This is a genomic window from Microbulbifer harenosus (assembly GCF_005771435.1).
Taxonomy (GTDB): domain Bacteria; phylum Pseudomonadota; class Gammaproteobacteria; order Pseudomonadales; family Cellvibrionaceae; genus Microbulbifer; species Microbulbifer harenosus.
In genome coordinates this window covers 181,831-205,648 of sequence record NZ_VANI01000009.1, presented here as the reverse complement: position 1 = coordinate 205,648, position 23,818 = coordinate 181,831, and the positions used below count along the sequence as shown (strand labels likewise).

Genomic DNA, 23,818 nt, shown 5'->3' with positions numbered 1-23,818 from the left:
ATCAGAGAATGATGTGTGGCAGATAACGGCTGGAGTCCAGTGTGATCAGGCCGCTGTCTTCGCGAATGGAAATACCGGCGGCCTCGTCGTCGATCAGCCAGCTACCTATCAAGGTGTAGTTCTTGCCGAATTTTGGCAAGGGGTACATGGCCTGATAGATATAGCCCTCCTCTCCGTAAGGCCCATCTGATAAAACCTCTGTCTTGTGGCCGGCCCGATCGGAAGACGCGGATTTGACGATGGAAATATTGGCCCCCTCCCGGGAGAAAATCGGCTTTTTCACCAATTCGTCAAATTCCGCCGCCTGATCCAGCTCGTCTTCAAAGAATGCCGGCAACAAGTTGGGGTGCCCCGGAAACATGCGCCACAACATGGGCAACAGGGCCTTGTTGGAGAGAATGGCCTTCCACGGCGGCTCCAGCCAGCGGATATTGTTGCCACCCAGGTAATCGCCGAACTCTTCCCGGAACATAAACTCCCAGGGGTAGAGCTTGAACATCCAGCTGATCACCTGATCCTGCAAATCCGTGAAGCGCCCTTCCGTATCGCGGCCGATATCTTCAATAAAGACAAAGTGCTCTTCGATGCCCGCTTCCCGCGCACAGTCCTGCAAATACTGCACGGTACCGCGATCTTCCTCGGTACCTTTGCAGCAGGCAAAGTGCAGCGCCCGGCCGGGGGTCAGAAACTGCAGATCGCGAAAGCGATTGACGAGCTTTTCCTGCAGGCTGTTGAACTGATCGGCCTGACGAGGCAAGGCTCCCCGGTCGACATTGTCCTGCAACCACAACCACTGCCAGAAGCCAGTTTCAAACAGGCTGGTGGGTGTATCGGCGTTGTTCTCGTAAAGCTTTGCCGGGCCCTTGCCGGTATAGGCAAAGTCCAACCGGGAATAGAGGCTGGGATCGCCGCTCTCCCAGGAGTTGCGCACAAAATCCCAGTGGCGCTCGGGGATACAGAAGCGACGCATGAGTTCGTCGTCCGCTATCACGCGGGCCACGACCTCCAGGCACATCCGATGAATTTCTTCACTGGGATCTTCCAGATCCCGCTCTATCTGCTCGAGGGTGAACTGATAATAGGCACTTTCATCCCAGTAAGGCTCGCCGTACATGGTATGAAAGCCGAAGCCGAACTCCCGCGCCCTTTCCTTCCAGTCCGGGCGCGGGTTGATGGGCATACGCAGCAAAGCTTAGCCTCCCCAACCCCCGGAACGGCCGCCACCCCAGCTGGACTTGGCGGACGCAACGGAACCAAAGCCACCGCGGGACACAGTTTTGGTCACCGTGGGTTTGGGCTTGGTCGCCGTGGATGGAACCGTGTAGTTCACCTTGCCGGAACGGCCGATTACGCTGCCGTCGGAGGTCATCAATCGGTCGTAATGCCCGGAGTAAGGATTGGTGTAACGATAAACCGGATTGTAGTATTGACGGCGGTCGCGCCCATCCAGCATCTGTCCGACCATAAAACCGGTCATCAGCGGCAGGAAAAAGCTGCCGGACTGGCGGCAATTGCCAAACTCCGCCTCACACAACTGGCGCGAATCGTATTTCGGGCCGGTGCGCTCGGCTTCCTGCAGGGCCTGCTGATACGCGGCCTCGCACTGGGCCTGATCGAGCTCGGTCTGGTCGACACAGTCCGCTACAGAGGCGACAACTTTTACTTCCTCCTTGGAACTACAGCCCATCAGCGCCGCCACGATGCCAAGGGCGATGGGACGCAGCACAAAATTGCGGCCCGGATTTTTGCGCATCCGGTCGAGGTTGATCGCCGCTGTACGTTTCAATGATTTCATTGCACGGCCTCCGTTCAGTAGGACATGCAGGCAGCGTTCAGTACGCCTACCGCAATGGTGGTCGCAGCCAGCATGACGCCCGCGCTGATCTCGCCCTCTTCAATACGGGACACGATGCGCGGCATAAACAGGAAACGAATAATGGCGAACGCCAGCAACTGCGCAACCAGAGCGATCAGCGCCCAGGTAGCAAAGTCCAGCAGGGAGACGGAATTGCTCGCGGCACCCCCAAGGGCAATCGCAAAACCCAGCACGGCACCACCAAAGCCAATGGCCGCTGCCGTATTTTTGTCTTCACGGATCAATTTCCATTCATCATGGGGTGTGACCAGTGCATACAAAAATTTGAATGCGATCAACAACACCAGCGACAGGCCGAAATAAGCGGCAAAATGCAGGATGCCAGCCAATAAATCGTAAGACTGCTCCATGGGTACTACTCCTTGTTATCCGTGAATTGTAATTTGTGAAGGTGTGAGAGAAATGCCGGTACTGAGTACCAGACAGCGGCTGAGGTAACCCCCAGCCTCCAGTTTTTCTTCCGCAGAAAGAAATAAGGATTCGGTGCGCTGATCCGACAGCGGACGCTCAAACAGCATGGTGAACTGATCTGTGCTGGAGTGGCTGCCGTCTTCGTCGTAGGTGGTTTCCACCATATGCACCGGGTTGTGGTAATCCCCGGTGGCCGTCCATACGCGTTCGTAATTGCGACCATCCAGCATATAGCTGGCAGCGCCAATTTCGCGGTTCAGCAGGTTGTTCCAGGTGCTCTCTGTGGATACATCGCGGGTGTCGTAAAAATGGAAGAGCTTTACATCTACCACGTTTTCGTCCCGCCGACCGCCTTCCGCGACCACCTGCAACCAGGCATCGTCATCGGTATAGAAACGGTATACCCAGGTACCATCCAGTTCGACCACACCGGCCGCCTTGATGATCTGGGTGGGTTCGAAGGTCTCAATCGCCAGCTCTTCCAGTATCAGGCGGATTGCCAGCGGATCGACTTCAAAGCTTGCACCCATCCGCAGCCCCATAATTTCCGGGGTTTGCGGCTTCACTTCGGGCTTTTTGAATTTATTAATCAGCTTGTCAAACATTCCCCGAGCGCTTCCCTTTCGGTAATTTTTACGTCGAAACAGCGTTTTTCCGGCAAACGCTCCGCGGCGATGTAATAGAGGGTATCGCCGGCGGCGACATTCTCGTTCAGTGCCGGATTAATCGCAATCGTCTGTTCACCGGCCCGGCGCACACCGATCAGGGTTGCAGACAGGCCGTGCTTGAAATGATCAAACAGCGCACCCACCGAAAGCGGCTGCTCACCGCGATATTCCACACTGTACTGTGTCATACCGTAGGTGCTATCCAGCAACTGCCGGTGCAGACGCGCAGAACCGGGATCGAGAGAGGACTTGGCGAGTAGCTCGACCGCGACAGACGGAATACATTCGATTTTCGGGCAGTGGCCACGCAGCAACTCCCCGACATTTTCGTCCTGAAAGTAAGCCGTTTTGTGGCTGTTCGGGCTCATTTTGTCGCAGAACAGGGCCGTAGTCAGGGTCACATCATCCAGCGGATTGTCGATGATGATTCGCGCTGCTTTATCCAGGCTGGCGCGCTGCATGCTTTCTGCGTGAGAGAAGGATTCCACCCGCACGAAATCAATCTGTTTCGGCATGGGGTTTTCAATTTCCGCCTCGACACAAAGCACTATCTCCGACGCATTGCCGTTGGTTTTGGACAGCAACAGTTCGATCAGGCGCAATGTGCGGGTGCCGTTCCAGCCGATGATAACGGTATGGTTTTGATGGTTCATTTTGCGTAAACCTTTCTTGCCCCGCTGTACAAATTCAGAAATACCAAAGCCCACACGTGTGACAATCATCGCAAATAGGCTCAAGCCCAGAGGAATAACCCAGAGACTGACCGCCAACTTGCCCACCGGCGTACTTGGAGAAAAATCCCCGTAGCCAACGGTGGAGGCAGTCACGACCAGCCAGTAGAAGAAATTCTCCGGCGCAACTATCTCCGCCTCACCGGCAAAAGTAAGCAGCAGATAACTGCTCAGTACATATACTGCCGCAGCAAGGATGACCGTGGTTCCGGAAGCCCTAATAAAAAGCGACGCCAAAAGGCGTCGCACTTTATACAGAACCATGTTTTAAGCCTGGGTGCGCTTGGCCAGCAGTTGAGCCAGCTTATCGCTACCGCTCACCTGGCCGCCCGGGGTAATACCAGCCTGCTTCAATTTGGCATCCAGACTGGAACCACTTTCTTCAGTGGCCAGCTCTTCCGCCGCTTCCAGCTCCGCCGCACGCTGCTGCTGCTTCGCCTTGATACGCTCCATGCTATCCAGCGCGGTCTTTACCTTGCTGTTGGCACCCATATGGCGGGAGGAGACCGCTATCTGGGCTTTCTGCACAGACTCAGTCGCCTTGATCTGGTCGATCTGCTGTTCCATGCGGCGCACATTGGCCTTTGCCTTGGAGATGTTGCTCTTCAGGGTGACCTCGGAAGATTTGAAGCCCTGCAGAATGCTCTGCTCCATTTCCAGCTGGGACTCCAGATCCGCAACCCGCTCGGCACACTCGATGGCCAGGGCATCGTCGCCCTTCTCGCTGGCCGCGATGGCGTGGTTGGTGTAATTGTCGATATCCGCCTGCAGGGCCTTGGCCTTGTTCTCGGCCAGCTTGCGCTTGGCCATGATCTTGGTCAGATTTTCGTCGCAGGCTTTCAGCTCGGTTTTAGCATCGCGCAGCTCCTGGTCCAGAATACGCAAAGACTGGCTGTCAGCAACAGCTTCAGCACCTTCATTGACCGCGCCGCGCAGTGCGGTCCAAAGTTTTTTCAGGCTCATGCTACACCCTCCAGTTCAAAATGTGCTGAGTACAAATCCAGGAAGTCACCCACGTTACCAAACAGGGTTTCAATTTCTTCAATCACCACTTCATCCTTACTGGACACAGACAGCGCCCCGAAAGCCACGTAGTAATCTTCACCGCCGATATGCTTGATGGCGACAGTGGTCAACGGCACCAGCTGGTGCGTTTGCAGGATCAGCTTGTTCAGTGCCGCCGCGTCTTCTACCTGGCTGACAGGAAACAGGATGCTCTCTACTACGATCTGCCGCTCGCCCACATAAACAAAGGCGTCGACGCCCTCGTCATTAGAAACGCTCAGGCAATCGCCCTCCGCCTCGACCACCCAGTCCGGGTGCTGCTCGGCCAGCTGGCGCAGGTTTTCGTTGTTCCAGGTCATTTCAACTCCCTTGTTGATGTGGAATATGAGTCACAAATATAACAGTAAAAATTGAGCGGTCAACACCTATACGGCACTTTTGTTGCAAATAAGACACGTAAGGTTATCATGAGCAACAAATATGAGCGGACAGTTGGATTACAAACAATGGATCACAAGCAAAGCCTGGAGAACCACCGCGCCCTGACCCCCTACAAGCAGGCCATCGCCCGCTATGTGCGCGCCTCGATGGCACTGAAAAATGTACGCTACAACGACCTCGCCGATGCCCTGGCTCAGCGGGGGATCACCGTCACCCCGGAAAACCTGCGCAGCAAAGTCAGCAAATGCATGTTTTCTGCCGACCTGTTTGTCGCGATTATCGATGTCCTCGGCGTCGAGAGCAGCGCGGTGCCCGATATTCTCAAGCAGACGCAGGAATTGCAAAACAAGGATTAAAAACCAGATCTGTGCAGCTTTTATTACCGCCCTACTCGGCACGCTGATCTCAGTTACCACGACGGCCTCTGAACTCGCCGCCCACAGACCCAAGTGCATGCCCGGCGCGCCAGTGAAACACCGGACCTCAACGTATACGGCAGCAAGCCCTTCAAGGTCATGGCCTACGAGACAAGAACAAACCCCATCAGTGGTACGGAAAAATGGTAACGAGTGGATTCCAGGAAATTTTCAAAAAACACTTGACTCACCCAGGCGCAATCCATATTGTTCGCACCCCAACGCACTCGTAGCTCAGCTGGATAGAGTACTCGGCTACGAACCGAGCGGTCGGAGGTTCGAATCCTCCCGAGTGCGCCATATATAAAAAAGCCCGATCCGCAAGGATCGGGCTTTTTTGTTTCTTCGCTACATATTGGGCTTCACCCGGCCGGGGGACAAACCTCCCGGTTCGATCAACTCGCAAAGCGAGTTGATCCCGAGTGCAACTAAGCCCGAAGGGTCACAAAACACCAGAGTGTTTTGTAAGTCCACTCTCCCCCCCGAAGCCATCGCTGTGCGCTGCGCGTTCCGACGTACTTGCCAGCCGGTGATCCCTTGCCAGCACGCTGTACAGGGTCGGCAGTACAAACAATGTGAACAAGGTTCCGATTAGCATTCCCGCCACAACCACTACGCCGATAGAGAAGCGGCTCGCTGCACCGGCACCCCCCGAGAACAACAGAGGAATCAGCCCCGCTACCATCGCCGCAGTGGTCATCAGGATTGGACGCATACGAATGACGGCAGCTTTGCGGATGGCATCCACCGGCGCCTTTCCTTCACGCTTTTGTATATCGTTGGCAAAAGAAACCATCAGGATCCCATGTTTGGAAATCAAACCGATCAATGTCACCAAGCCGATCTGCGTATAGATATTCATGGTGGCATAACCCAGCCAGAGCGGCAGTAGTGCACCACAAATCGCCAGTGGTACCGTGACAAGAATCACCAGTGGATCCCGGAAACTCTCGTACTGTGCAGCCAGAACCAGGAAAATCACCACCAGCGCAAATCCGAAGGAAAACACCAGTTGATTGCCCTCCTTCACAAACTGGCGGCTATCGGAAAGCCAATCAATGGAGGCACCAGCAGGCAGCGGCTGACTTTTAAGAAAGTCCACCGCCTGCCCCATAGTGACGCCGGGCATCAACACCGCGGACAGGGTTATCGAGTTCATCTGGTTGAACTGCGGCAATCGGTTTGCTTGCGATTCCACGTTTACCTCCACCACTGTAGACAGCGGTACCAGCTTGCCGGACTGCGCGCGCACATAGTAGCCGGTGAGGTCATCCGGGGTACGCCGGTTTTCCTGCAGCACCTGCGCAATCACATCGTAGGAACGGTCGAACCAGTTGAACCGGTTGATATAGTTCTCGCCAACCAGAGTGGCGAGGGTCTCGGCAATCTCATTCATGGTCACCCCCATTTCCCCAGCCTTGGCGGTATTGATCTTCAGCCTGGCCTGGGGGCTGTCGAAGGCCAGATCACTGTCTACATAGGCAAACAGCCCGCTGCCCCAGGCAGCTCCCTTGATCGCTTCCAGGCTGCTGTACAGTTCGGAAAATGCAATGGGCGCACGCAACACCATCTGGACAGGCAATCCACCACTACCCGCAGGTAGCGGTGCCGGTTGGAACGCGGTCACTGCGGCACCGGTAACACCCGCACTCTGACCATTGATCGCCCCCTCCACCTCAGAGGCCGACATTTTTCGGTCTTTCCATGGCGTCAGCACAATGCCACCAAAGGCATTGTTCTGTCCGCCCATACCGTTGACAAAGAAGCTGGCCTGATAATCCGGCATGGTGCGGAAGATACTTTCGACCTGATCGACGGATCGCTCGGTGTAATTGAGGTTCGCGTATTGCGGCGCCTTCACCGAGGCAAACACATAACCCTGGTCCTCACCGGGCGCCAACTCACGTTTGGTACCGAGAAACAGCACCACAATCGCGCCCATGATCACAACACACAACACCAGCACCGCAGCGCGCGCGTTCAGGGCATGCCCCAGCATACTCTCGTAACGGGTCGACAGGCGGTGCATGGTTTTCTCCACGCTTTGCGCAAAACGCCCTTCGGACAGTTTGCTGTCGAGCAGGTAACTACTCATCATCGGCGACAAAGTCAGCGCGACAATGCCCGACACGATCACCGAACACGCCAGGGTAAACGCAAACTCCTTGAACAGCGCCCCGGTCAATCCACCCATCAAGCCGATGGGCGCGTACACTGCGGCCAGAGTGATAGTCATCCCAATCACGGGCCAGACAATTTCCCGCGCACCGATCAGCGCTGCCCTGACCGGTGACAACCCCTCCTCGATATGCCGGTGAATATTTTCCACCACAACAATGGCATCATCGACCACCAGGCCAATAGCCAAAACCATCGCCAGCAATGTCAGCAGGTTCAGGGAAAACCCGAACATCATCATCAATACCGCGGTACCGACCAGAGACAACGGAATCGTAACGATGGGAATGATGACCGCGCGCAGCGACCCCAGAAAGAGGTAGATCACGGCAATAACGATAATCACCGCTTCGAGCAGCGTCTTGATTACTTCATCGATAGAAGCATTCACAAAGCGCGCCGTATCGAACACATTGGCAATTTGCACACCGGGCGGTGCGGATGCCCGCAGGTCCGGTAGCAGATCTTCTACGTCCGCCACGATATTGAGTGGGTTGCCATCAGGCGTCGGAGTAATCCCCAGGGAGACAGCGGTCGAGCCACTGCCGTAAAAACTGGAGTCGTAGTTGTGTCCGCCCAGCTCGACGGTCGCCACATCGCTCAAGCGCACGATACTGTTGTCCGCGCGCTTCACCACCATGTTGCGAAAATCCTCGATGCTGCGCAGGTCCGTGGCCGCGGTGATGGGAATCAGCGTATCCCTGCCGCGCAATGCCCCTGGTGCCGCCTGTACGTTGTTGGCCCGCAGTGCGTTGGTCAGATCTCCCGCGGTCATTTCGTGGGCGGCCAGTTTAATGGGATCCACCCACAGGCGCATGGCAAAAGTCTGGCCACCGGAAACATCTGCCGAAGACACCCCGGAAATGGAAGTGATCAGCGGTTGCACTACCCGGGAAACATAGTCGGTAATTTCCGGAACACTCAGTTGATCACTGGTAAACGTCAGATACTGTACCGCCGAGACCCCGTCCGTCATTTTCTGCACACGGGGATCCGATGCGCCTTCAGGTAGCCGGAACTTCACCTCCTGCAGTTTTGCCAGAATTTCCGTCATCGCCCGGTCGGCATCCGCGTTCAATACCAGCTTCGCCTTGATCTCACTGGAGCCCATGGTGGACGTGGAGGTGAGATATTCAATCCCACTCGCGGTCGCCACTGCCTGGGAAATGGGCGTGGTAACAAAGCCCTGAATGACCTCCTGGGAGGCGCCCGGGTACTGTGTAGAGATCGCGATAGTGGCACTTTCCATTTGCGGATACTGCCGGACCGGCAGCGAGAAAAGCGCAGCAAACCCGGTTAATAAAATCATGATACTGACAGTGATCGACAGAATCGGGCGCTGGATAAACAGGTCGGTAAACTTCATGGCGCGTTTCCTTGCTGGGCAACCGCCTCGGCATTGCCATTGACGATCTTCAGCGCACTGCCCTTCTGCACACGCAACTGCCCCTCGGTAACAATCACGTCACCTTCAGCCAGCCCCCGGTTTACCATGACACGGTCTCCGATTCTCCGACCAATGGAGACCGGTACAAAGTCTGCCGTTCCAATCTTGTCTGCGGTGAGATCCCGCACCACGAGCACCGTATCGCCGGAAGGTGATGCCAATACCGCGGATGCCGGCAGCATCAGTGCGTTGGATTCAGGTGGCATGGCAACATGCACGGTGGCGTACATGCCCGGCTGCAGATTGTGCTGCCTGTTATCTACGATGCCCTGTACTGTCGCGTTGCGTGTATCGCGCCCCACTTGCGGTTCGATAGCACTGATCGTCGCCGGCACCGTGTCTATCCCGGGAGTACCGACACTCACTGCCAGAGACTGCCCCACCTTCACACGGTTGACGACCTGCTGCGGAATATCAAAGTTTACGAACAGTTGACCGGCGTCCGTCAACGAAGCCACCTCGTCGCCGGCATTAAGATACTGCCCAAGATCCACGCGGCGAAGCCCCACTTCGCCAGCGAAGGGGGCCACTATGCGCTTTTGCAGGATGCGCGCCTCCAACTGCTTTACCCTGGCCGTGCTTTGATCGAATTCGGCCTGGCGCTGTTGTAGCGTTTCCTTGGTGATGGCGCCGCTAGGGGCAAGCTCTTTTGCCCGGGTGAGTTGCTGCAAGGCAAACGCCTCGCTGGCTTTGGCGGCAGAGAGATCCGCCTGTTCGATAGAATCATCGAGCTGTACCAGCAGATCACCGGCGACGACCTGCTGGCCCGCAATAAAGTGAATGGAAGCGACCCGGCCAGACACCTCAGAAGCCAGGTCCACCTGCTGCACCGCGCGCAATTCGCCCAACGCCTGGAGGCTCACCTGCACTTCCTCGGGCTGGACCGTTTCCGCAATCACGTGGACCGGCCCGCGGCTCCAAGCCGCATTGGAAGATTTACTCACCCGCCACGCCCACATCGCGAAGGCGATCAAACTACACATCAGCAATACCGCGGCAATTGAAATCCATCGATTGCCACCGCTGGAAGATACAGCTCTTGTCAGTTGGTCACTCATTCATCACCCCTGGAAAACTCCGGTTAAAAGTCGCGATACCGCGTCTAGGGGCGCTTTATAAAACATCAACCTAAGTTAAGGTAAAGGGCCAATATCAAGTTTTTGACGGCCTTTCCAGAATTCTGGCTCCCGGGCCCTCCTTGCCGAGCACGTCGTCGGGATTTCTCAGGGGGCAGCATTTCAGCGACAGGCAGCCGCAGCCGATACAGCCGTCGATCTCGTTGCGGAGCCGCAGCAGGGTTTCGATGCGCTGGTCGAGGCTGTCCCTCCATTTGGAAGCGCTCGCCTTCCACTGAGTCGCGCACATCTTGCGACCATAGTCATAAGTTCCCAGTACCTCCCTGATCTCCTCGAGCGAGATACCCACCCGCTGCGCAACCTTGACAATGGCAAGGTATCGCAACACACCGGGGGAATACCGGCGCTGGTTGCCCGCATTGCGACAACTGTTGATCAGCCCCTTGGACTCATAGAAATGAATGGCGGAAACAGCAACACCCGCACGGCGTGCAACCTCTCCCACACTCAACTCACGCGCCTCGGCATTGACCGCTTTTGCTTTGGCCCCGGATTTCGCCTTTGATTTCATTACCGCCATAACTATAAAACCTCAATGTTGATTGAGGTTTTATAAATAATCAGAGAGTACTTTGGCAAGATGGCGGGACGTATTTTTGCAGACCAAGGCGTGATGCTAGATGGCCCGAGGGAGCGCTCGCCCCCAACGTCTCCTCCAGTCTCACCCACCACTCAATGCGGCTTGAGTACAAACCTTCCATAAGCGATAACCCCAGCTATCGCGGCAACAACCAGCCAGTAAACCACCGAGCTGTAACCCGCCTCGCCCGAAGCAAAGTGCAGCGCGCAGAAAAGCAACATCTCCATCGCAATCAAGACCGCGGCAATTGGCACAAGGACGGCCAACGGCTTATAGAAGGCCGGAAGCACCAGACACAAACTCAGTATCAGTTCCACAACCCCAAGCGCCAACCAGGCCCCGTGAGGGATCGCCCCGAGGGAAGGCACGCTCTGTGCCGTGTTGGAAAACTTCCACACTGCACCTGTTGCCGTGTGCAGGGCGAGGAGCACCTGAAGAACCCACAAAAATATATTCACTTTGCCTCCAATTAACGTTCAAATTTCCAATGACAACACCTGACCGGTGCCCAAAATCGGTATCTACAACCCTGTCACGAGCGTTCCAGGACGCCCTCCAGCGCTGAGAAAAAGTTCCTCCATCCAAACTTGGCACCCTGATAAGCCTGCTTCTGATGCGGCCTGAAACCCCGCTGCTCCATGCGTAGTCGTGTACCCGTATCCGTGGGCGTCAACGTGAATGTCACCACGCTCTCCAGATTGAATTCCTGATTCTCGTGCGGAAAATTCCAGGTATAGGACAGCCGCTTGTTCTGCTCGACGATCAGCACCTCGCAGTCCAGCACTCCGCCCCACTCGCCCTGAAGATTGAAGTGATGCCCCTGCACCGGCCTGAAATTATTTTTCATCAACCACTCTTCAATCAGATGCGGCAACGTCAGCGCGCGCCAGAGCTTTTCGGGTGGATGCGAAAACTCCCGCTCGACCACAACAGTGCGCTCGTCGCCCGTCATAATATTGCTTGCTCTACTCTGCACTTCACTCATTATTCCGCCTTATTTCCGTTACTGGTCCATTCGTTTCAGAAGATCTTCCAGATCATCAAAGCGCCGCTCCCAGAAGGCTGCCATTTCACTGGTCCAGTCGAGCAGTGGCGAGAGAGCATCGGGCTGGGGTCGATAGTGCGTTTCCCGCCCTTCTCGGCGATCGCGCACCAAACCCGCCTGCTTGAGCACTCCGAGATGTTTGGAGACCGCCGGTTGAGAGACTTTGGCATGCGCGGTCAGCTCTCCTACCGTCTGTTCACCGCCGCGGCACAACTGCTCAAACAGGGCCCGTCGGGTCGGGTCGGAAAGCGACTTGAACAATGCATCACGCGGATCGGTCATCTCAAACTCATAACTAGCTGGTTATGAGACAAAGCATAACCATTGGGTTATGGATCAGTCAAGCAGTCAGTAGTGGGAAATCACTTGCCACTTACCTACAATGCCCCGCTTTCCCTCCAAACAAGCCCCTTACGCCATGCCCGACGATAACAATACCCGCGCCCCGAATACCTCCGCCCCGCGCGATTTCCAGTCGCTGCCGTTGCAGCCCTCACTCCTGCAGAACCTGCAGGACCTCGGCTTCAGGCAGCTCACCGAAATCCAGGCCGCGGCCCTGCCCGCCATCGTGGAAGGACGGGACGTTATCGGCCAGGCCAAAACCGGCTCGGGCAAAACCGTCGCCTTCGGCCTCGGTGTACTGCACAAACTCCAGCCCGAGCGTTTCCGCGTGCAGGCACTGGTGCTGTGCCCTACCCGCGAGCTGGCCGACCAGGTGGCGCGGGAACTGCGCAAGCTGGCACGCGCCATTCACAACATCAAGATCCTCACCCTGTGCGGCGGCATGCCGTTCGGGCCTCAGATTGGCTCGTTGAAACACGGCGCCCATATCGTGGTCGGCACACCTGGCCGTATTGAAGACCATCTGCGCAAAGGCAACCTCAACCTCGGTGATGTACACACTCTGGTGCTCGACGAAGCCGACCGCATGCTGGATATGGGTTTCCAGGCGGTGCTGGACCAGATCCTCGCCGAGTTGCCAAAGCAGCGGCAGACCCTACTGTTCTCCGCCACCTACCCGAAAACCATCGACGCCCTGGCAACGCGGGTGCTGCGCGACCCCGTGAAAGTGGAAGTGACCACCGCCCACACCCAAAGCACCATCGAACAAAAATACTACCGGGTAGAAAACGAAGAGCAGCGGCCCACCGCGTTGCACCAGCTGCTGGCCAGCCATTCCCCGTCTTCCGCGGTAGTGTTTTGCAATACCAAGAAAGAAACCGATGAGGCCGCCCAGTCCCTGAAAAGCGCCGGCTTTGCCGCCCTCGCTCTGCACGGTGACATGGAACAGAAAGACCGCGACCGCACCCTTGCCCTGTTCGCGAACGGCAGTGCCACGATCCTTGTTGCTACCGACGTAGCCGCGCGCGGGCTGGATATTGAAGAATTGCCCATGGTGGTGAACTACCACCTCTCCCGCGACCCGGAAGTGCACGTGCACCGTATCGGCCGCACCGGTCGCGCCGGCCAGAAAGGCATCGCCCTTACCCTCGTGAGCAAAAAGGAAATCTATAAAGTAGAGCGGCTGGAGGAATTGCAACAGCAACCCATCACGCTGCTCGAAATACCAACCCTACCTAAAGGCTTCGGCCCACCCCGGCCATTAATGTCCACCCTGCAGATCGACGGCGGAAAAAAACAGAAGGTGCGCGCGGGCGACGTGGTTGGCGCTCTGACCGGCGAAGGCGGGATCGACGGCAACCAGATCGGTAAGATTCAGATTTTCGACTTTTCTACGTTTGTTGCAGTGGAGAGACCTGTGGCTAAGGTTGCACTGAACAAGCTTGGCCGTGGAAAAATCAAGGGCCGAAATTTCCGCGCGCGGATTGTTAGTGTGTGATTTACTGTTGAAAGATTAACCTGAAATATGGGCAAATAAATCGCTTACCAGCGCAACAAAAACGACTCTCCACCGTCTGATAATGCCAGCGTCGCCCCTAGCAGATGACATTCGCGACCCAGGGTTCCCAGCAGCCAGTCGCGGTCGGCAGCGGCGGGCGCACGCAGGCGAAATCGACACGTCTCCCACGGAATCAATTCCAGCCCGCCCAGTGCACCACTCTCGCGCTTGAGATCCACGCAATACAGCAGCCGCAAGTGCGAACGATAATTCTCGTGGCCGCCGATACCTTCATAGTCGTTGATCAGGTCACCACAGCCATAGAAGATGGCGCGCTCACGATACACTTCAATGCCCATAGGGTGGTGGGACGAGTGGCAGAATATCAGGTCCGCGCCGCCATCGATCAAGTGATGGGCGAATTCCCTTTTACTGCGCTCAATAGCATAGCCCCAGTTTCCACCCCAATGAATGGAAACAATCACTAGATCTCCCGGCTGGCGGTAGCACTCCCACTGCCGTGTAAGTGCTTGCGCCGTTTTCGCAGACAGATCGTCAATAAAATTCACTCCGGCTTTGCCGGTGGTCGCGGCCCATTCCGCCGGAATTCCGCTGCTGTGGTGGCCGACCGCAAATACCAGCAGTCGATTGTTCCCGATGTGCATGATGGCCGGTGACGCGGCCGCATCTCTGTCGCGACCGGCTCCGACCGTTTTCACGCCAGCGCGCTGCAGGCTATGCAGGGTTTCCGCGAGTCCGTCGTAGCCCCAATCCAGCACATGGTTGTTGGCAAGGCTGCAGATATCGATTCCGGCGGAGGTGAGAACCGGAATATTGCCAGGGTGCATACGGTAGTTGATCCCCTTCCCTGGCCAGGCGTCATCGCAGCGGGTAACCGCGGTTTCCAGGTTAACGAGCCGGCAATCCGGCTGTCGCGTCGCCATAGCCGACAGCGCGCCACCCCAAACATAGGTAAAAGGTACCGGGGCCGGGATCCGGCCATTAAGCGCCTCGGCCAATGCCACATAGCCCTCCGCCGAGCGCAGATAGGATTCGTAGATTTGCGGGTCGCCGGCGCACGGCAATATCTGGTCGATACCGCGGCCGGTCATAACGTCGCCCGCGAGTATCAAGCGAACACAGGGCGGCTTGCGCACAGCCATAGTGTCTCAGCCTTTGATACAAATACGCGGCTCCATCCGCGCCACCTTGTGCGCCAGGCCGGCGTTTTGCGCGGCATCCACCACGGCGCGCACATCCTTGTAGGCACCTGGCACCTCCTCGGCGACACCACGTACTGACACACAATGTCTACGGACTGCAGCGGCGCCACCCTTTCGAGCTCGGTAACCGTTGCCGTCAACGCCAGCGCCATCTGCTCGAACGCCTGTGCCTTGCTATCACCATAGCCCCGCAGCCCCATGTCCGCCGCATGGCTGAAATGTTCCCAGTGGGCTTTCATCGTTCACCTGCATAGAAAGTTAAGCGCCGGTTTCATTGCCTCCGTACTTCACGGTAACGCGAAAAAGAAAGAGCACGCGGCCGCACCTCGTTAGCAAACAGGCATCTATAGGATAGAACGACAGGAAGATGGAAAAACTTTCAGGCGCGAATTGTCGGGATCTGAGTCTGCAACCGGACCAAATAGGGTGCCTATAATCAGCCTTGCTAACAGGAGGCGAATCATGAGCGAATATCAACCACTGAATTGCGATCAGCACGACTTCCTGGAGATCGCGTGCATGCACCGCTACCGCCTGCAGGTCGAGTTAATGGACGGGACAAGCTTTGTGGCCAAGGCACTGGATACGCGCACAGCACCAAGCAAGGAGGAGTTTCTTATTCTGGAAACGGACGAAGGCCGGCAGGAGGTTCGCCTTGATCGACTGTTGGCGATCACGCCACTGGATCAAGATGCCAGCTTCGGTCGCGTAGTACTGGCGGAAGATAACGGCAGGCTCTGAAACCGACCGCGGGAGCCTTCCCACTCCCGCGCCGCCTTTCTGGTTTGTTGTTTGCTGTTAAAGCGCTCGGCGGATTTTGCCCGGACGTGGGCGCCGCCTTTGCGCAACAGAGGATTCTGCGCAACCGGATTACCCGGCGCGCGCACTTCATTTGCGGAAATAGTAATGGAAATTTTCCGCGCTGCTTTTTTCTTCACTAACGTCTCCTTATAAAATTGCTCACCCCTTGATACAGATCACCTGCTTCAGGGTATGCACTACATCCACCAGGTCGCGCTGGTTTTCCATGACCTGATCAATGTCTTTGTAGGCCGCGGGAATCTCATCGATCACACCCTTGTCCTTGCGACACTGCACACCGCGGGTCTGGTCCTCGAGATCCTCGCGAGTAAAACGCTTGCGCGCGGCCGTGCGGCTCATACGTCGCCCTGCGCCGTGTGCACAGGAGCAGAAGGATTCCGCATTGCCCAGGCCGCGAACGATGTATGAGCGCGCCCCCATGGAGCCGGGAATAATACCCAGCTGATCTTTCTGCGCGCTGATCGCACCCTTGCGGGTGACAAATACATCGCGCCCGAAGTGCTGCTCCCGCACCACATAGTTGTGGTGGCAGTTGATCGCCTCAGATTCCAGCGTAAACGGCGGCAGGTGCTGCAGCAGCACATTCACCACCAGCTTCATCATCTCCTGCCGGTTCACCCGCGCGTATTCCTGGGCCCAGTGCACCGCTTCGATGTAGTCATCGAAGTGTGTATTGCCCTCGCTGAAATACGCCAGGTCGCGATCCGGAAGGTTGTGCATGTGCCCTTCCATATCGCGCCTGGCCAACTGGATAAAGTACTGACCGATGGCATTGCCGATGCCACGGCTGCCGGAGTGCAGCATGATCCAAACCCGATTGTTTTCATCGAGACAGATCTCGATAAAGTGGTTGCCACCGCCCAGGGTGCCCAGCTGGGTTACCCAGGTCTCCCGGGGGTTGCGCAGCCGTTTCAGCAATTGCGGATGCTTGGCAAACAGCAGATCCGCACCGGCAGCCAGCCTCTGTGCAGCCGCCTCGCGGGCACTGATCCGCTTGTGGCTGGCGAATCCTACCGGCACACGCCGCTCAATCGCCTCCCGCAGCACCTTCAGATTGTCGGGCAGCTGATTGGCATGCAGGGAAGTGCGCACCGCATTCATACCGCAACCGATATCCACACCCACCGCCGCCGGAATAATGGCGCCGACCGTGGGGATCACCGACCCGACAGTCGCCCCGATTCCCATATGCACATCCGGCATCGCCGCCACATGGGAGTGGATGATGGGCAGCTGGGCAATATTTTTAAGTTGTTGCAATGCCGCGTTTTCCACGTCGTTCGTGTAAATTTTTACCGGCACCGTGCCGGCGGGCGCATTGCTGTTGAGTACCATTTTTACAGGCATAACTCGTCCCTGGATTTCTCCACGTATATATTCATTTGCCTTTCAGAAAACCGGGAAGCAGAAACAAAAAACCCCGGCTATTGCCAGGGCTTCAGAGAGATCTGGCTTGAAAGGCGGTATCACCTTTCAAGCGCGAGCACATGAAAGGTCGTTCAGTTAGAACTTGGTTTGCGACTCCGTAATGACATTTCATGGCTCCTATAAAGTGTGTGGGTTAACTGCGGCAAAGCATATTGCCTTAAATTTTTGTGTCAACCTGTTTTTGGAAATTTTACATGTGGAACTGCTACTAATTTAACGCGCTCAACATTCCCCGTACCACCCCGGTGTCTGCCCCCTCCCCCAATACACTATCGCGTCAAGCACGTCCTTGTGGAAGAATACGCCACCTACAAAAATGACCAGCTAATGGGGATATAACGTTGTACAAGGTATTTATAGCAGCCATCGCTGCGAGCGCATCCATCTCAGCCAATGCGCAAGTCAGCGACCAGAGCCCGGGCTTCCTGGACAAAACCTACCTCCGCAGCAGCATCGGGGTAGCGAGCCTGGAGCTCGACGAAAAGGCCGAAGACTTTACTAAGGACCGCAGTTTCGGCTTCTCCGTGGTAGGCGGCTATCAATACAACCGCTACATCGCCTTCGAACTCGGCCTGTACGATATCGGCGAAAGCGACACTCGCGTAGATTACGAGTATGGCGACCTCGAGCTCATTGGCCAGGAAGGCAGAGTTCAGGGAACCATGTCGTTCGCCGGGCGCGCACTCGGAGCATCCGTCCGGGTGCACACCGACATGCAACAACCCTTCTATGTCGGATTCTCGGCCGGATATCAATATTGGAGAATCGCTACATATTCCAACTTGATACAGGAATACACATACGACCCCGGCTTTTTTTATGAAGAAGACTCGGAAGAACCTCCGGTATCCGGAATCTATAGGTATGAAGGCACGAGAAGCGAAAACGGCCAGGATCCCTTCTACGGTGTATTTGCCGTATGGAACGCCCCAATCGGGGAACTGGGGCTGGAATACACCCAGTTCGCGGTAGATGGTGACCGACCTGCTTTGCTAACTGGGTCCTATACCTTTCGGTTTTAATGGAACAGGCTGATGACAACACAAGGGGGCCACGAGCCTCCTTTTGGGGGGACATACGACATCCCCCTTAGTCGTAGAGATGCACGCAATTCTGCGGGATTTCCTCCAACAGTGAGCGAATCATATCTGTGTACTCGACAGTACCCAGATCAGAACCATTAGCTGGAAATTCTCCGAAAAATTGGCGTGCGCAGTCATATGAAGCTTGTATTTTTAGAACGCCAGAATTCATATCACTACCTAATTGTTTTCCATTTCACCTAATCGGAGACGGCTTCAGCTGAGTTGCTTTCCAACAGAATTTCTCTTTGCACCTTTAATTTTCGAGTCTTTTCCAAGTGCTGCTCGAGTGCGAGGTGGAGTTCCTCAAGAGCTTTTGCACGATTGGTCCACCAGTCCGTGGACCAGACACGGAACAGGGTCCAGCCTAACCCTTCAAGCATCCCCTGGCGGATTTTGTCCCGCTCTCTTGCGTAGGCTGAGCTGTGGTACATCGCACCATCGCACTCGACGCCGGCCAGATAAATACCGGGCTCGTCTGGGTGAACAATGCCGAGATCGATGCGGTAGGCAGATACTCCGATCTGGGGATGTACCGTCCAGCCTTTGTCCTGGAGTCCTCGAGCAACCGCCACTTCGAATGGCGATTCAAAATCCCCAACAGATCCCCGTACCGCTGCAGCCAGGGCAACAGGGCCACGCTCCGCGTATTCCAGGAAGTGTTTGAGATCGGCGACGGCGCGGGCCTTGGTGCGCGAAAGGTCTATGCGTTCCGGTGATATGGTGGCGAACACGACCATCTCTGAGCGCGCGCGGGTCATGGCGACGTTCAGGCGCCGCTCACCGCCGGTGCGGTTGAGGGGGCCGAAGTTCATGGTCATATGGCCCGTTTCATCCGGGCCGAAGGTGATACTGAACAGGATTACATCCCGCTCATCCCCCTGCACGGTTTCCAGATTCTTAACGAATACCGGCTCCAGGATTGTCTCATCGGAGAAGGCCCACTCGATGGATGGGTCTTCGGCGCGGGCCTTGTCCAGCAGGTCTTCGATCAGTGTCTGCTGTTCGGTATTGAATGTCACCACACCAATGGACTGGCTGCGCACCGCCACATCCGGCGAGGTGAGGCGCCGCACGATTTCGGCGGCGATGGCCTTGGCCTCACCCTGATTGTGCCGCGCCTTACCGCGCGCGTAGAAACCTTCGGGGCGCACCAGCGATACACCTTTATCGGGATGCACCGGGGCCGGGAAGGTAATCAGCGAGCTGTCGTAGTAGCGGCTGTTGGAGAATGCAATCAGGCTCTCGCGCCGTGAGCGGTAGTGAAGATTGAGTACGCGCTGTGGAATGCTCGCCCCGATCAGCTCATCCAGAATACTTTCCAGATCGCCTTCGGTTTCCTGTTCATCATCCGGGTCATCATCGGCGCGGGCAAAGAAATTGGTGGGCGGCATCTGTTTCGGGTCGCCGGCGATGATCACCTGCTTGCCCCGCGCCAGTGAGCCCACGGCATCCCAAACGGTGATCTGGGAGGCCTCGTCGAAAATCACAACATCAAACATCGCCTGCCCGGCCGACAGGTACTGGGCAATGGACAGCGGCGACATCATCAGGCAGGGTGCGAGAGAGGTAACCACATCCGGAATTTCTTCCATCATCTGCCGCACCGGCTTATGCCGGGTCTTTTTCTGCAGCTCGTGACGCAGCACGCCCCAGGAGGAACTGCGTTTGACATCGTCCGGATTCGGGACCTGTCCGCCCAACTTCGCGGCAATGTACTGAGCGGTCAGTTTGCTGAACTGGGTATCCAGCACACGGAAGTTTTGAATCGCGGATTCATGTTCTGGAGTCGAGAATGTCCTCAACACGTCATCTTCACCGATGACTGCCGACGACCACCAGGCGCAGTAGGCCGCCTCGAACACTTCGACCACTTCTCCCGGTTCTACACCGCCACTTTCGATAGCCGCAACCAGAGGACCCATCTGGTAATCCAGCGCCTCGGCGCGCCTGCGCACCCAGGCACACCAGTCTTTCAGGGAGATATGGTGGTCAATAATCTGCTGGCAAAGCGCGCCGACTGCCGGGAGCGTCCGAGAATTCCCCTCCCAATCGTCCTCCAGCCCGCTTCCGATCAGCGCTTCGAATTTTTCTCTGACGGCATTGAAGCGCTTCAATGTTTCCAGGAATTGCACTACAGCGCGACCGACAGACGCCTCCGGCGCAAGCAGATCATTGGCATCGAACAACAACCTGCGCACAGCCGCGCGAAGTGTTCCCAGGGATTCGGCATCGTCAGCGAGTTTACCAACGGCCGTGCGAGCGCGGGCGCCGAGTTGCTGGAGCGATGCGATATCGTCCGGATTGGAGTTATAGGAATTCCATGCACGCAGCCCCGTCAGTGTGCTGTCGAGTTTGTCGATCCGGTTGCCGGTTTCCCGCAATTGTTTCAACACCGGGATATCGTTCTCCGGGTCCGGCTCACCTAGGGCGCCATTGCTGCAGATATTTTTAATAACCTTGCGTTTGGCAAAGAAGCTTTTTGGCCACCAGGTCTCGTTGGCGTCACGCAACGCCTGCTCCAGCGCATCGGCATCGAGCTTTTTCCAGGCGAGATCTTCATAGCGGCAACTCAATTGCGACTGCTGGGTGATATAGGCTTTGAGCTGGGTAACCGCCTCCTCCAGCGCATCCAGGCGATCGGCTGCATCCGGCTCCAGCGCAAATGCCGCCTGCTTGCGATAGGCATCCAGCAATACCTGCCCGAGTTCCGCCACCGCCGCGAGCCTTGATAGATCCACCTCTCCAAAGGCGAGTCCTGCAGCCTTCTGCAACGCCGCCAGGCTGCCAGCTACCTGCTGAGCACTGGCCTTCAGCAGTCCTGTGGCCTTTACTACAGATTCCTGCCACTGTGGGCGCCAGTCGTGATTGGCTATCAGTTTGAGTGGATGGTCGGCGAGGTTGCCCACTGCCCTGGCCTGTACACTCAGCAGCCCGGCCATTTCCCGCAGTTTCTGCAATTGCGCCTGATCGTGATGGTCTGCACAGGGCCAGCTGAGTTTCACCTTCGCCGCCAACGCTTCATCGCGCACCTTAACGCCGATGGCGTAGTGCGCGGTCAATCCATTACGTCGAGGTGTATGCAGGGCGTTGACGACCCGGTTCAGGCGATCGCGCAATGCCTTGAGGCGATCCGCCTCCACCAGCCAGTTGTTGACGCCCGCCTGGGAAAAGCTGTTCCAGGAACTGCCCAGCTGCGCCAGCACGTCGGCCTTTTTCGCCTTACTGGAATGCAACTCCAGGCAGAACTGTCCAAGGCCGATGTCCTTCAGGCGACGGTGCACCACTTCCAGTGCTGCGGTCTTTTCGGATACGAACAGCACTTTTTTGCCGGTGCCCAGCATGTGCGCAATCAGATTGCTGATGGTCTGGCTTTTGCCGGTTCCGGGCGGGCCGATAATCACAAAATCCTTGCCGCGGTCTGCAGTGGCGATCGCCGACATCTGTGACGAATCTGCGGGCAGCGGCGTCAGTAAATCCGCCGGCGTGTATTCGCGGTCGATATCCCCGGGGTCGACAAAGCGGATATCGCTCTCGTAGGGCTCGCGGGGCGTATCCAGCAGATGCTTCACCACCGGGTTTTCTTTCAGGGCATCGGCCCGATCCACCAGGTCTTTCCACATCAGGTACTTAGCAAAGGAGAAATGGCCAAGCGCCACATCTTCGATCACTTCGAACCCAGGTACATCCTTGATCGCGTGGCGCACCCGGTGCCAGATACCCGCCACGTCGATACCGCTGTGATCCTGTGGCAGGGCACCCTGTAAACCGCCGATCTCGATGCCGAAATCCTTTTTCAGTAGTTCCAGCAGAGTAGTGTTGAACCTGGGTTCATCTTCGCTCGCAACCATCTTCACGCCACTGCGCACGGATTTGCGCTCCAGGGAGACGGGCAACAGGATCAGCGGCGCGCGGTAGCGGCGGTCGCCCTTGTCCTGCGGCTTCCACAACAGAAAGCCGATGGCCAGAAACAGCGTGTTGGAACCGCCTTCTTTCAGTGACGTCTGTGCCTTGCGGTAGATTTCCACCGCGCGCTTCTCCAGCTCCTCACCGGTGAGCTCCACCAGCAACTGTTTCTTGTCCAGCGCGTCCCGCGCGTATTCGTGCTTCAGTTCCTGACCGGTGCGCTGACGGAAGATATCCTCGTCCTGATCCTGCCCCTGCAATTTCGGGAAGGGCGAAATAGAAATGCGCGCGCCGGTGGCCAGCACATCTTCCAGCGCACCCGGATCGTTACAGACAAACGTGAGGCTGGTTTTACCCGGCTTGTGATTGAGCAGCGGATTGCGCGCGGAAAGATCCAGCAGCTTGCGCTGCCAGCGATCCAGGCGGCCACCGGGTGTGTTCACGGTGGGATCGTCCGGTTCAGATACGGGAAAATCCGGCAAATCGGGGGCCGCTTCCAAATCGGGCTCGATAAACTCAGAATCAATACCGTCCGTTGCGGGAGAAGCAGACGGCGCCTTCAGACTGATCGGATGAATGCAGTGCGCCCGCGCACGGCGGATATCCACCACCGCAACGAACTCCTTCTCCTTTTCCAGCGCTACCGCTTCAGCCCCCTGCTGTACTGCTTTGGAAAAAGGGACTGCCGGATGAGACGTGACGAGCGTGGTTTCAATCAGGATCAACTCCTTCAGAGGCAGCCGCTGGCGCAGCACTTCGCCCTCGGTGACCACCACGCTGGAGAAATTGTCTGGCTGTAGCCAGAGACCGACGAGCGCATGCCCCTCGACCAATACAACCATCGGATTGAGCCCCGCCTGCTCAAACGCCGCGGCGAATAGCAGTGTGGAATCCAGACAAGTGGCCAGTTTGCCGCTCTCAATCTGGGCGGGTAGACGAATTTTCTGGCCATTACGCTCAAAACTGGAAGGTGGCAGCGCGTAACCCAATTGCAGTTTGACGACGGCGGAGTAGATGGCCGACGCCATCAGCCACACGGCTTCGCGACTGCCTCCCTCGTAGCCATTGATGGCGGCGGGTTTGCCGGCCTTTTTCAGAATCTGGCTGGCCTGCCCCAACACACGGTCTACCGCCGGGTCGTTCGGGGTACTGAACGCGGCCAGCAGTTCCGGCATATAAGCCGTGCCACCCCACTCGTTGCAGGCCAGCAATTGCACCTCGATACCTTGCTCCGCCAGCAACGCTCCAGCGCGCTGTACGCGAACATACACAGTGCCCCGCATGGATTCCGTCAACCCGAACAGAAAGCCGCCGTCGAGTTGCAGATCACGATCCTTGACCGCCAGCTCGCCACCGGCAGAGATCCGGTCGATCGTCCAGGTCTTCGGCTTCAGGAAGGCCGGGGAAGCCTCCAGTGTTATCACCAGATCAGACAGATCCTGTGTTTCATCCAGATTCTCGACTTTCAGCGAGCGCAGCACCGCGAAAGCGCTCTGGTGGCAGGCGAAGTTAATTTTTTCAACAAGCACTGCGTGGATCTTGACGGTTGATGGCTGTTGGTCGGTCATGGTTTTACCTGCATT

At 56.8% G+C, this 23,818-nt stretch carries 20 protein-coding genes, 1 tRNA gene and 2 pseudogenes; 5 read left to right on the top strand and 18 right to left on the bottom strand.

The features are described from left to right. Window position 1: 1 nt before the first annotated feature. Genes FDY93_RS08960 through FDY93_RS08930 form a run of 7 tightly spaced genes read right to left on the bottom strand, consistent with a single transcriptional unit; the run spans window position 2 to window position 5,050 of the window. Window positions 2-1,180, bottom strand: coding sequence for a glutathionylspermidine synthase family protein (locus FDY93_RS08960; protein WP_246068529.1), 1,179 nt, complete (start codon window positions 1,178-1,180; stop codon window positions 2-4). A gap of 12 nt (window positions 1,181-1,192) precedes the next feature. Continuing rightward, window positions 1,193-1,795 carry a DUF1190 domain-containing protein gene (locus FDY93_RS08955; RefSeq protein WP_138235390.1) on the bottom strand — a complete coding sequence of 201 codons (603 nt, stop codon included), beginning with the start codon at window positions 1,793-1,795 and terminating at the stop codon, window positions 1,193-1,195. 14 nt (window positions 1,796-1,809) lie between these two features. Next, window positions 1,810-2,226: a DUF350 domain-containing protein gene (locus tag FDY93_RS08950; protein ID WP_138235389.1), complete on the bottom strand. Its 417-nt coding sequence runs from the start codon at window positions 2,224-2,226 to the stop codon at window positions 1,810-1,812. Between the two features lie 15 nt (window positions 2,227-2,241). After that, window positions 2,242-2,892, bottom strand: coding sequence for a YjfK family protein (locus FDY93_RS08945; RefSeq protein ID WP_138235388.1), 651 nt, complete (start codon window positions 2,890-2,892; stop codon window positions 2,242-2,244). After that, window positions 2,877-3,950, bottom strand: coding sequence for a potassium channel family protein (locus FDY93_RS08940; protein WP_138235387.1), 1,074 nt, complete (start codon window positions 3,948-3,950; stop codon window positions 2,877-2,879). The genes FDY93_RS08945 and FDY93_RS08940 overlap by 16 nt, the downstream gene beginning before the upstream one ends. 3 nt (window positions 3,951-3,953) lie before the next feature. Next, the gene (locus FDY93_RS08935; RefSeq protein WP_138235386.1) at window positions 3,954-4,649 is read right to left on the bottom strand and encodes a PspA/IM30 family protein; all 696 of its coding nucleotides are present in this window, start codon (window positions 4,647-4,649) and stop codon (window positions 3,954-3,956) included. Further along, window positions 4,646-5,050: a DUF2170 family protein gene (locus tag FDY93_RS08930; protein WP_138235385.1), complete on the bottom strand. Its 405-nt coding sequence runs from the start codon at window positions 5,048-5,050 to the stop codon at window positions 4,646-4,648. Before FDY93_RS08930 ends, FDY93_RS08935 begins: the two co-directional genes overlap by 4 nt. Before the next feature lie 147 nt (window positions 5,051-5,197). Between FDY93_RS08930 and FDY93_RS08925 the strand changes: the two genes are divergently transcribed. Beyond that, on the top strand, window positions 5,198-5,488 hold the full coding sequence (locus FDY93_RS08925) for a DUF6471 domain-containing protein (RefSeq protein ID WP_138235384.1): 291 nt from the start codon (window positions 5,198-5,200) through the stop codon (window positions 5,486-5,488). A gap of 283 nt (window positions 5,489-5,771) precedes the next feature. Then, a tRNA-Arg gene (locus FDY93_RS08920) sits at window positions 5,772-5,848 on the top strand. Between the two features lie 142 nt (window positions 5,849-5,990). Here the strand turns inward: FDY93_RS08920 and FDY93_RS08915 are convergent. The 6 genes from FDY93_RS08915 to FDY93_RS08890 all read right to left on the bottom strand — a co-directional run bounded on the left by FDY93_RS08915 (window position 5,991) and on the right by FDY93_RS08890 (window position 12,216). Further along, on the bottom strand, window positions 5,991-9,092 hold the full coding sequence (locus FDY93_RS08915; RefSeq protein WP_138235383.1) for an efflux RND transporter permease subunit: 3,102 nt from the start codon (window positions 9,090-9,092) through the stop codon (window positions 5,991-5,993). Further along, window positions 9,089-10,156 (bottom strand): efflux RND transporter periplasmic adaptor subunit, encoded by a 1,068-nt coding sequence (locus tag FDY93_RS08910; RefSeq protein WP_220446142.1) that lies wholly within the window; start codon window positions 10,154-10,156, stop codon window positions 9,089-9,091. Before FDY93_RS08910 ends, FDY93_RS08915 begins: the two co-directional genes overlap by 4 nt. Before the next feature lie 169 nt (window positions 10,157-10,325). Beyond that, complete coding sequence (gene soxR / locus FDY93_RS08905) at window positions 10,326-10,829, bottom strand: redox-sensitive transcriptional activator SoxR (protein WP_281282509.1); 504 nt, start codon at window positions 10,827-10,829, stop codon at window positions 10,326-10,328. A 152-nt stretch (window positions 10,830-10,981) separates the two neighbouring features. Further along, window positions 10,982-11,347 (bottom strand): DoxX family protein, encoded by a 366-nt coding sequence (locus FDY93_RS08900; protein WP_138235381.1) that lies wholly within the window; start codon window positions 11,345-11,347, stop codon window positions 10,982-10,984. A 74-nt stretch (window positions 11,348-11,421) separates the two neighbouring features. Then, window positions 11,422-11,874, bottom strand: a complete 453-nt coding sequence (locus FDY93_RS08895; protein WP_220446141.1) for an SRPBCC family protein — start codon at window positions 11,872-11,874, stop codon at window positions 11,422-11,424. Between the two features lie 18 nt (window positions 11,875-11,892). Next, window positions 11,893-12,216: an ArsR/SmtB family transcription factor gene (locus tag FDY93_RS08890; RefSeq protein WP_138235380.1), complete on the bottom strand. Its 324-nt coding sequence runs from the start codon at window positions 12,214-12,216 to the stop codon at window positions 11,893-11,895. Between the two features lie 136 nt (window positions 12,217-12,352). Here FDY93_RS08890 and dbpA point away from each other — a divergent pair, with 136 nt between their 5' ends. Beyond that, the gene (dbpA, locus tag FDY93_RS08885; RefSeq protein ID WP_138235379.1) at window positions 12,353-13,774 is read left to right on the top strand and encodes an ATP-dependent RNA helicase DbpA; all 1,422 of its coding nucleotides are present in this window, start codon (window positions 12,353-12,355) and stop codon (window positions 13,772-13,774) included. Window positions 13,775-13,818: 44 nt separating this feature from the next. On the opposite strand, the gene FDY93_RS08880 is transcribed toward dbpA, so the two are convergent. From FDY93_RS08880 to FDY93_RS19955, 3 genes and pseudogenes are all read right to left on the bottom strand, one after another. After that, on the bottom strand, window positions 13,819-14,937 hold the full coding sequence (locus FDY93_RS08880; RefSeq protein ID WP_138235378.1) for a CapA family protein: 1,119 nt from the start codon (window positions 14,935-14,937) through the stop codon (window positions 13,819-13,821). Between the two features lie 6 nt (window positions 14,938-14,943). Next, a pseudogene (locus FDY93_RS19760) lies at window positions 14,944-15,087 on the bottom strand (RtcB family protein); the annotation flags it as partial. Between the two features lie 47 nt (window positions 15,088-15,134). Beyond that, window positions 15,135-15,197 (bottom strand): annotated as a pseudogene (locus tag FDY93_RS19955) (hypothetical protein); the annotation flags it as partial. A gap of 262 nt (window positions 15,198-15,459) precedes the next feature. Between FDY93_RS19955 and FDY93_RS08865 the strand changes: the two are divergent. Further along, window positions 15,460-15,738, top strand: a complete 279-nt coding sequence (locus FDY93_RS08865; protein WP_138235376.1) for a Rho-binding antiterminator — start codon at window positions 15,460-15,462, stop codon at window positions 15,736-15,738. Window positions 15,739-15,957: 219 nt separating this feature from the next. Here FDY93_RS08865 and FDY93_RS08855 read toward each other — a convergent pair whose 3' ends face one another. Further along, window positions 15,958-17,166 carry an RtcB family protein gene (locus FDY93_RS08855; protein ID WP_138235374.1) on the bottom strand — a complete coding sequence of 403 codons (1,209 nt, stop codon included), beginning with the start codon at window positions 17,164-17,166 and terminating at the stop codon, window positions 15,958-15,960. A 422-nt stretch (window positions 17,167-17,588) separates the two neighbouring features. Between FDY93_RS08855 and FDY93_RS08850 the strand changes: the two genes are divergently transcribed. Next, window positions 17,589-18,269, top strand: a complete 681-nt coding sequence (locus FDY93_RS08850) for an outer membrane beta-barrel protein (protein ID WP_138235373.1) — start codon at window positions 17,589-17,591, stop codon at window positions 18,267-18,269. 260 nt (window positions 18,270-18,529) lie between these two features. On the opposite strand, the gene FDY93_RS08845 is transcribed toward FDY93_RS08850, so the two are convergent. Next, window positions 18,530-23,803, bottom strand: a complete 5,274-nt coding sequence (locus FDY93_RS08845; RefSeq protein ID WP_138235372.1) for a DUF4011 domain-containing protein — start codon at window positions 23,801-23,803, stop codon at window positions 18,530-18,532. Window positions 23,804-23,818: the final 15 nt, after the last annotated feature.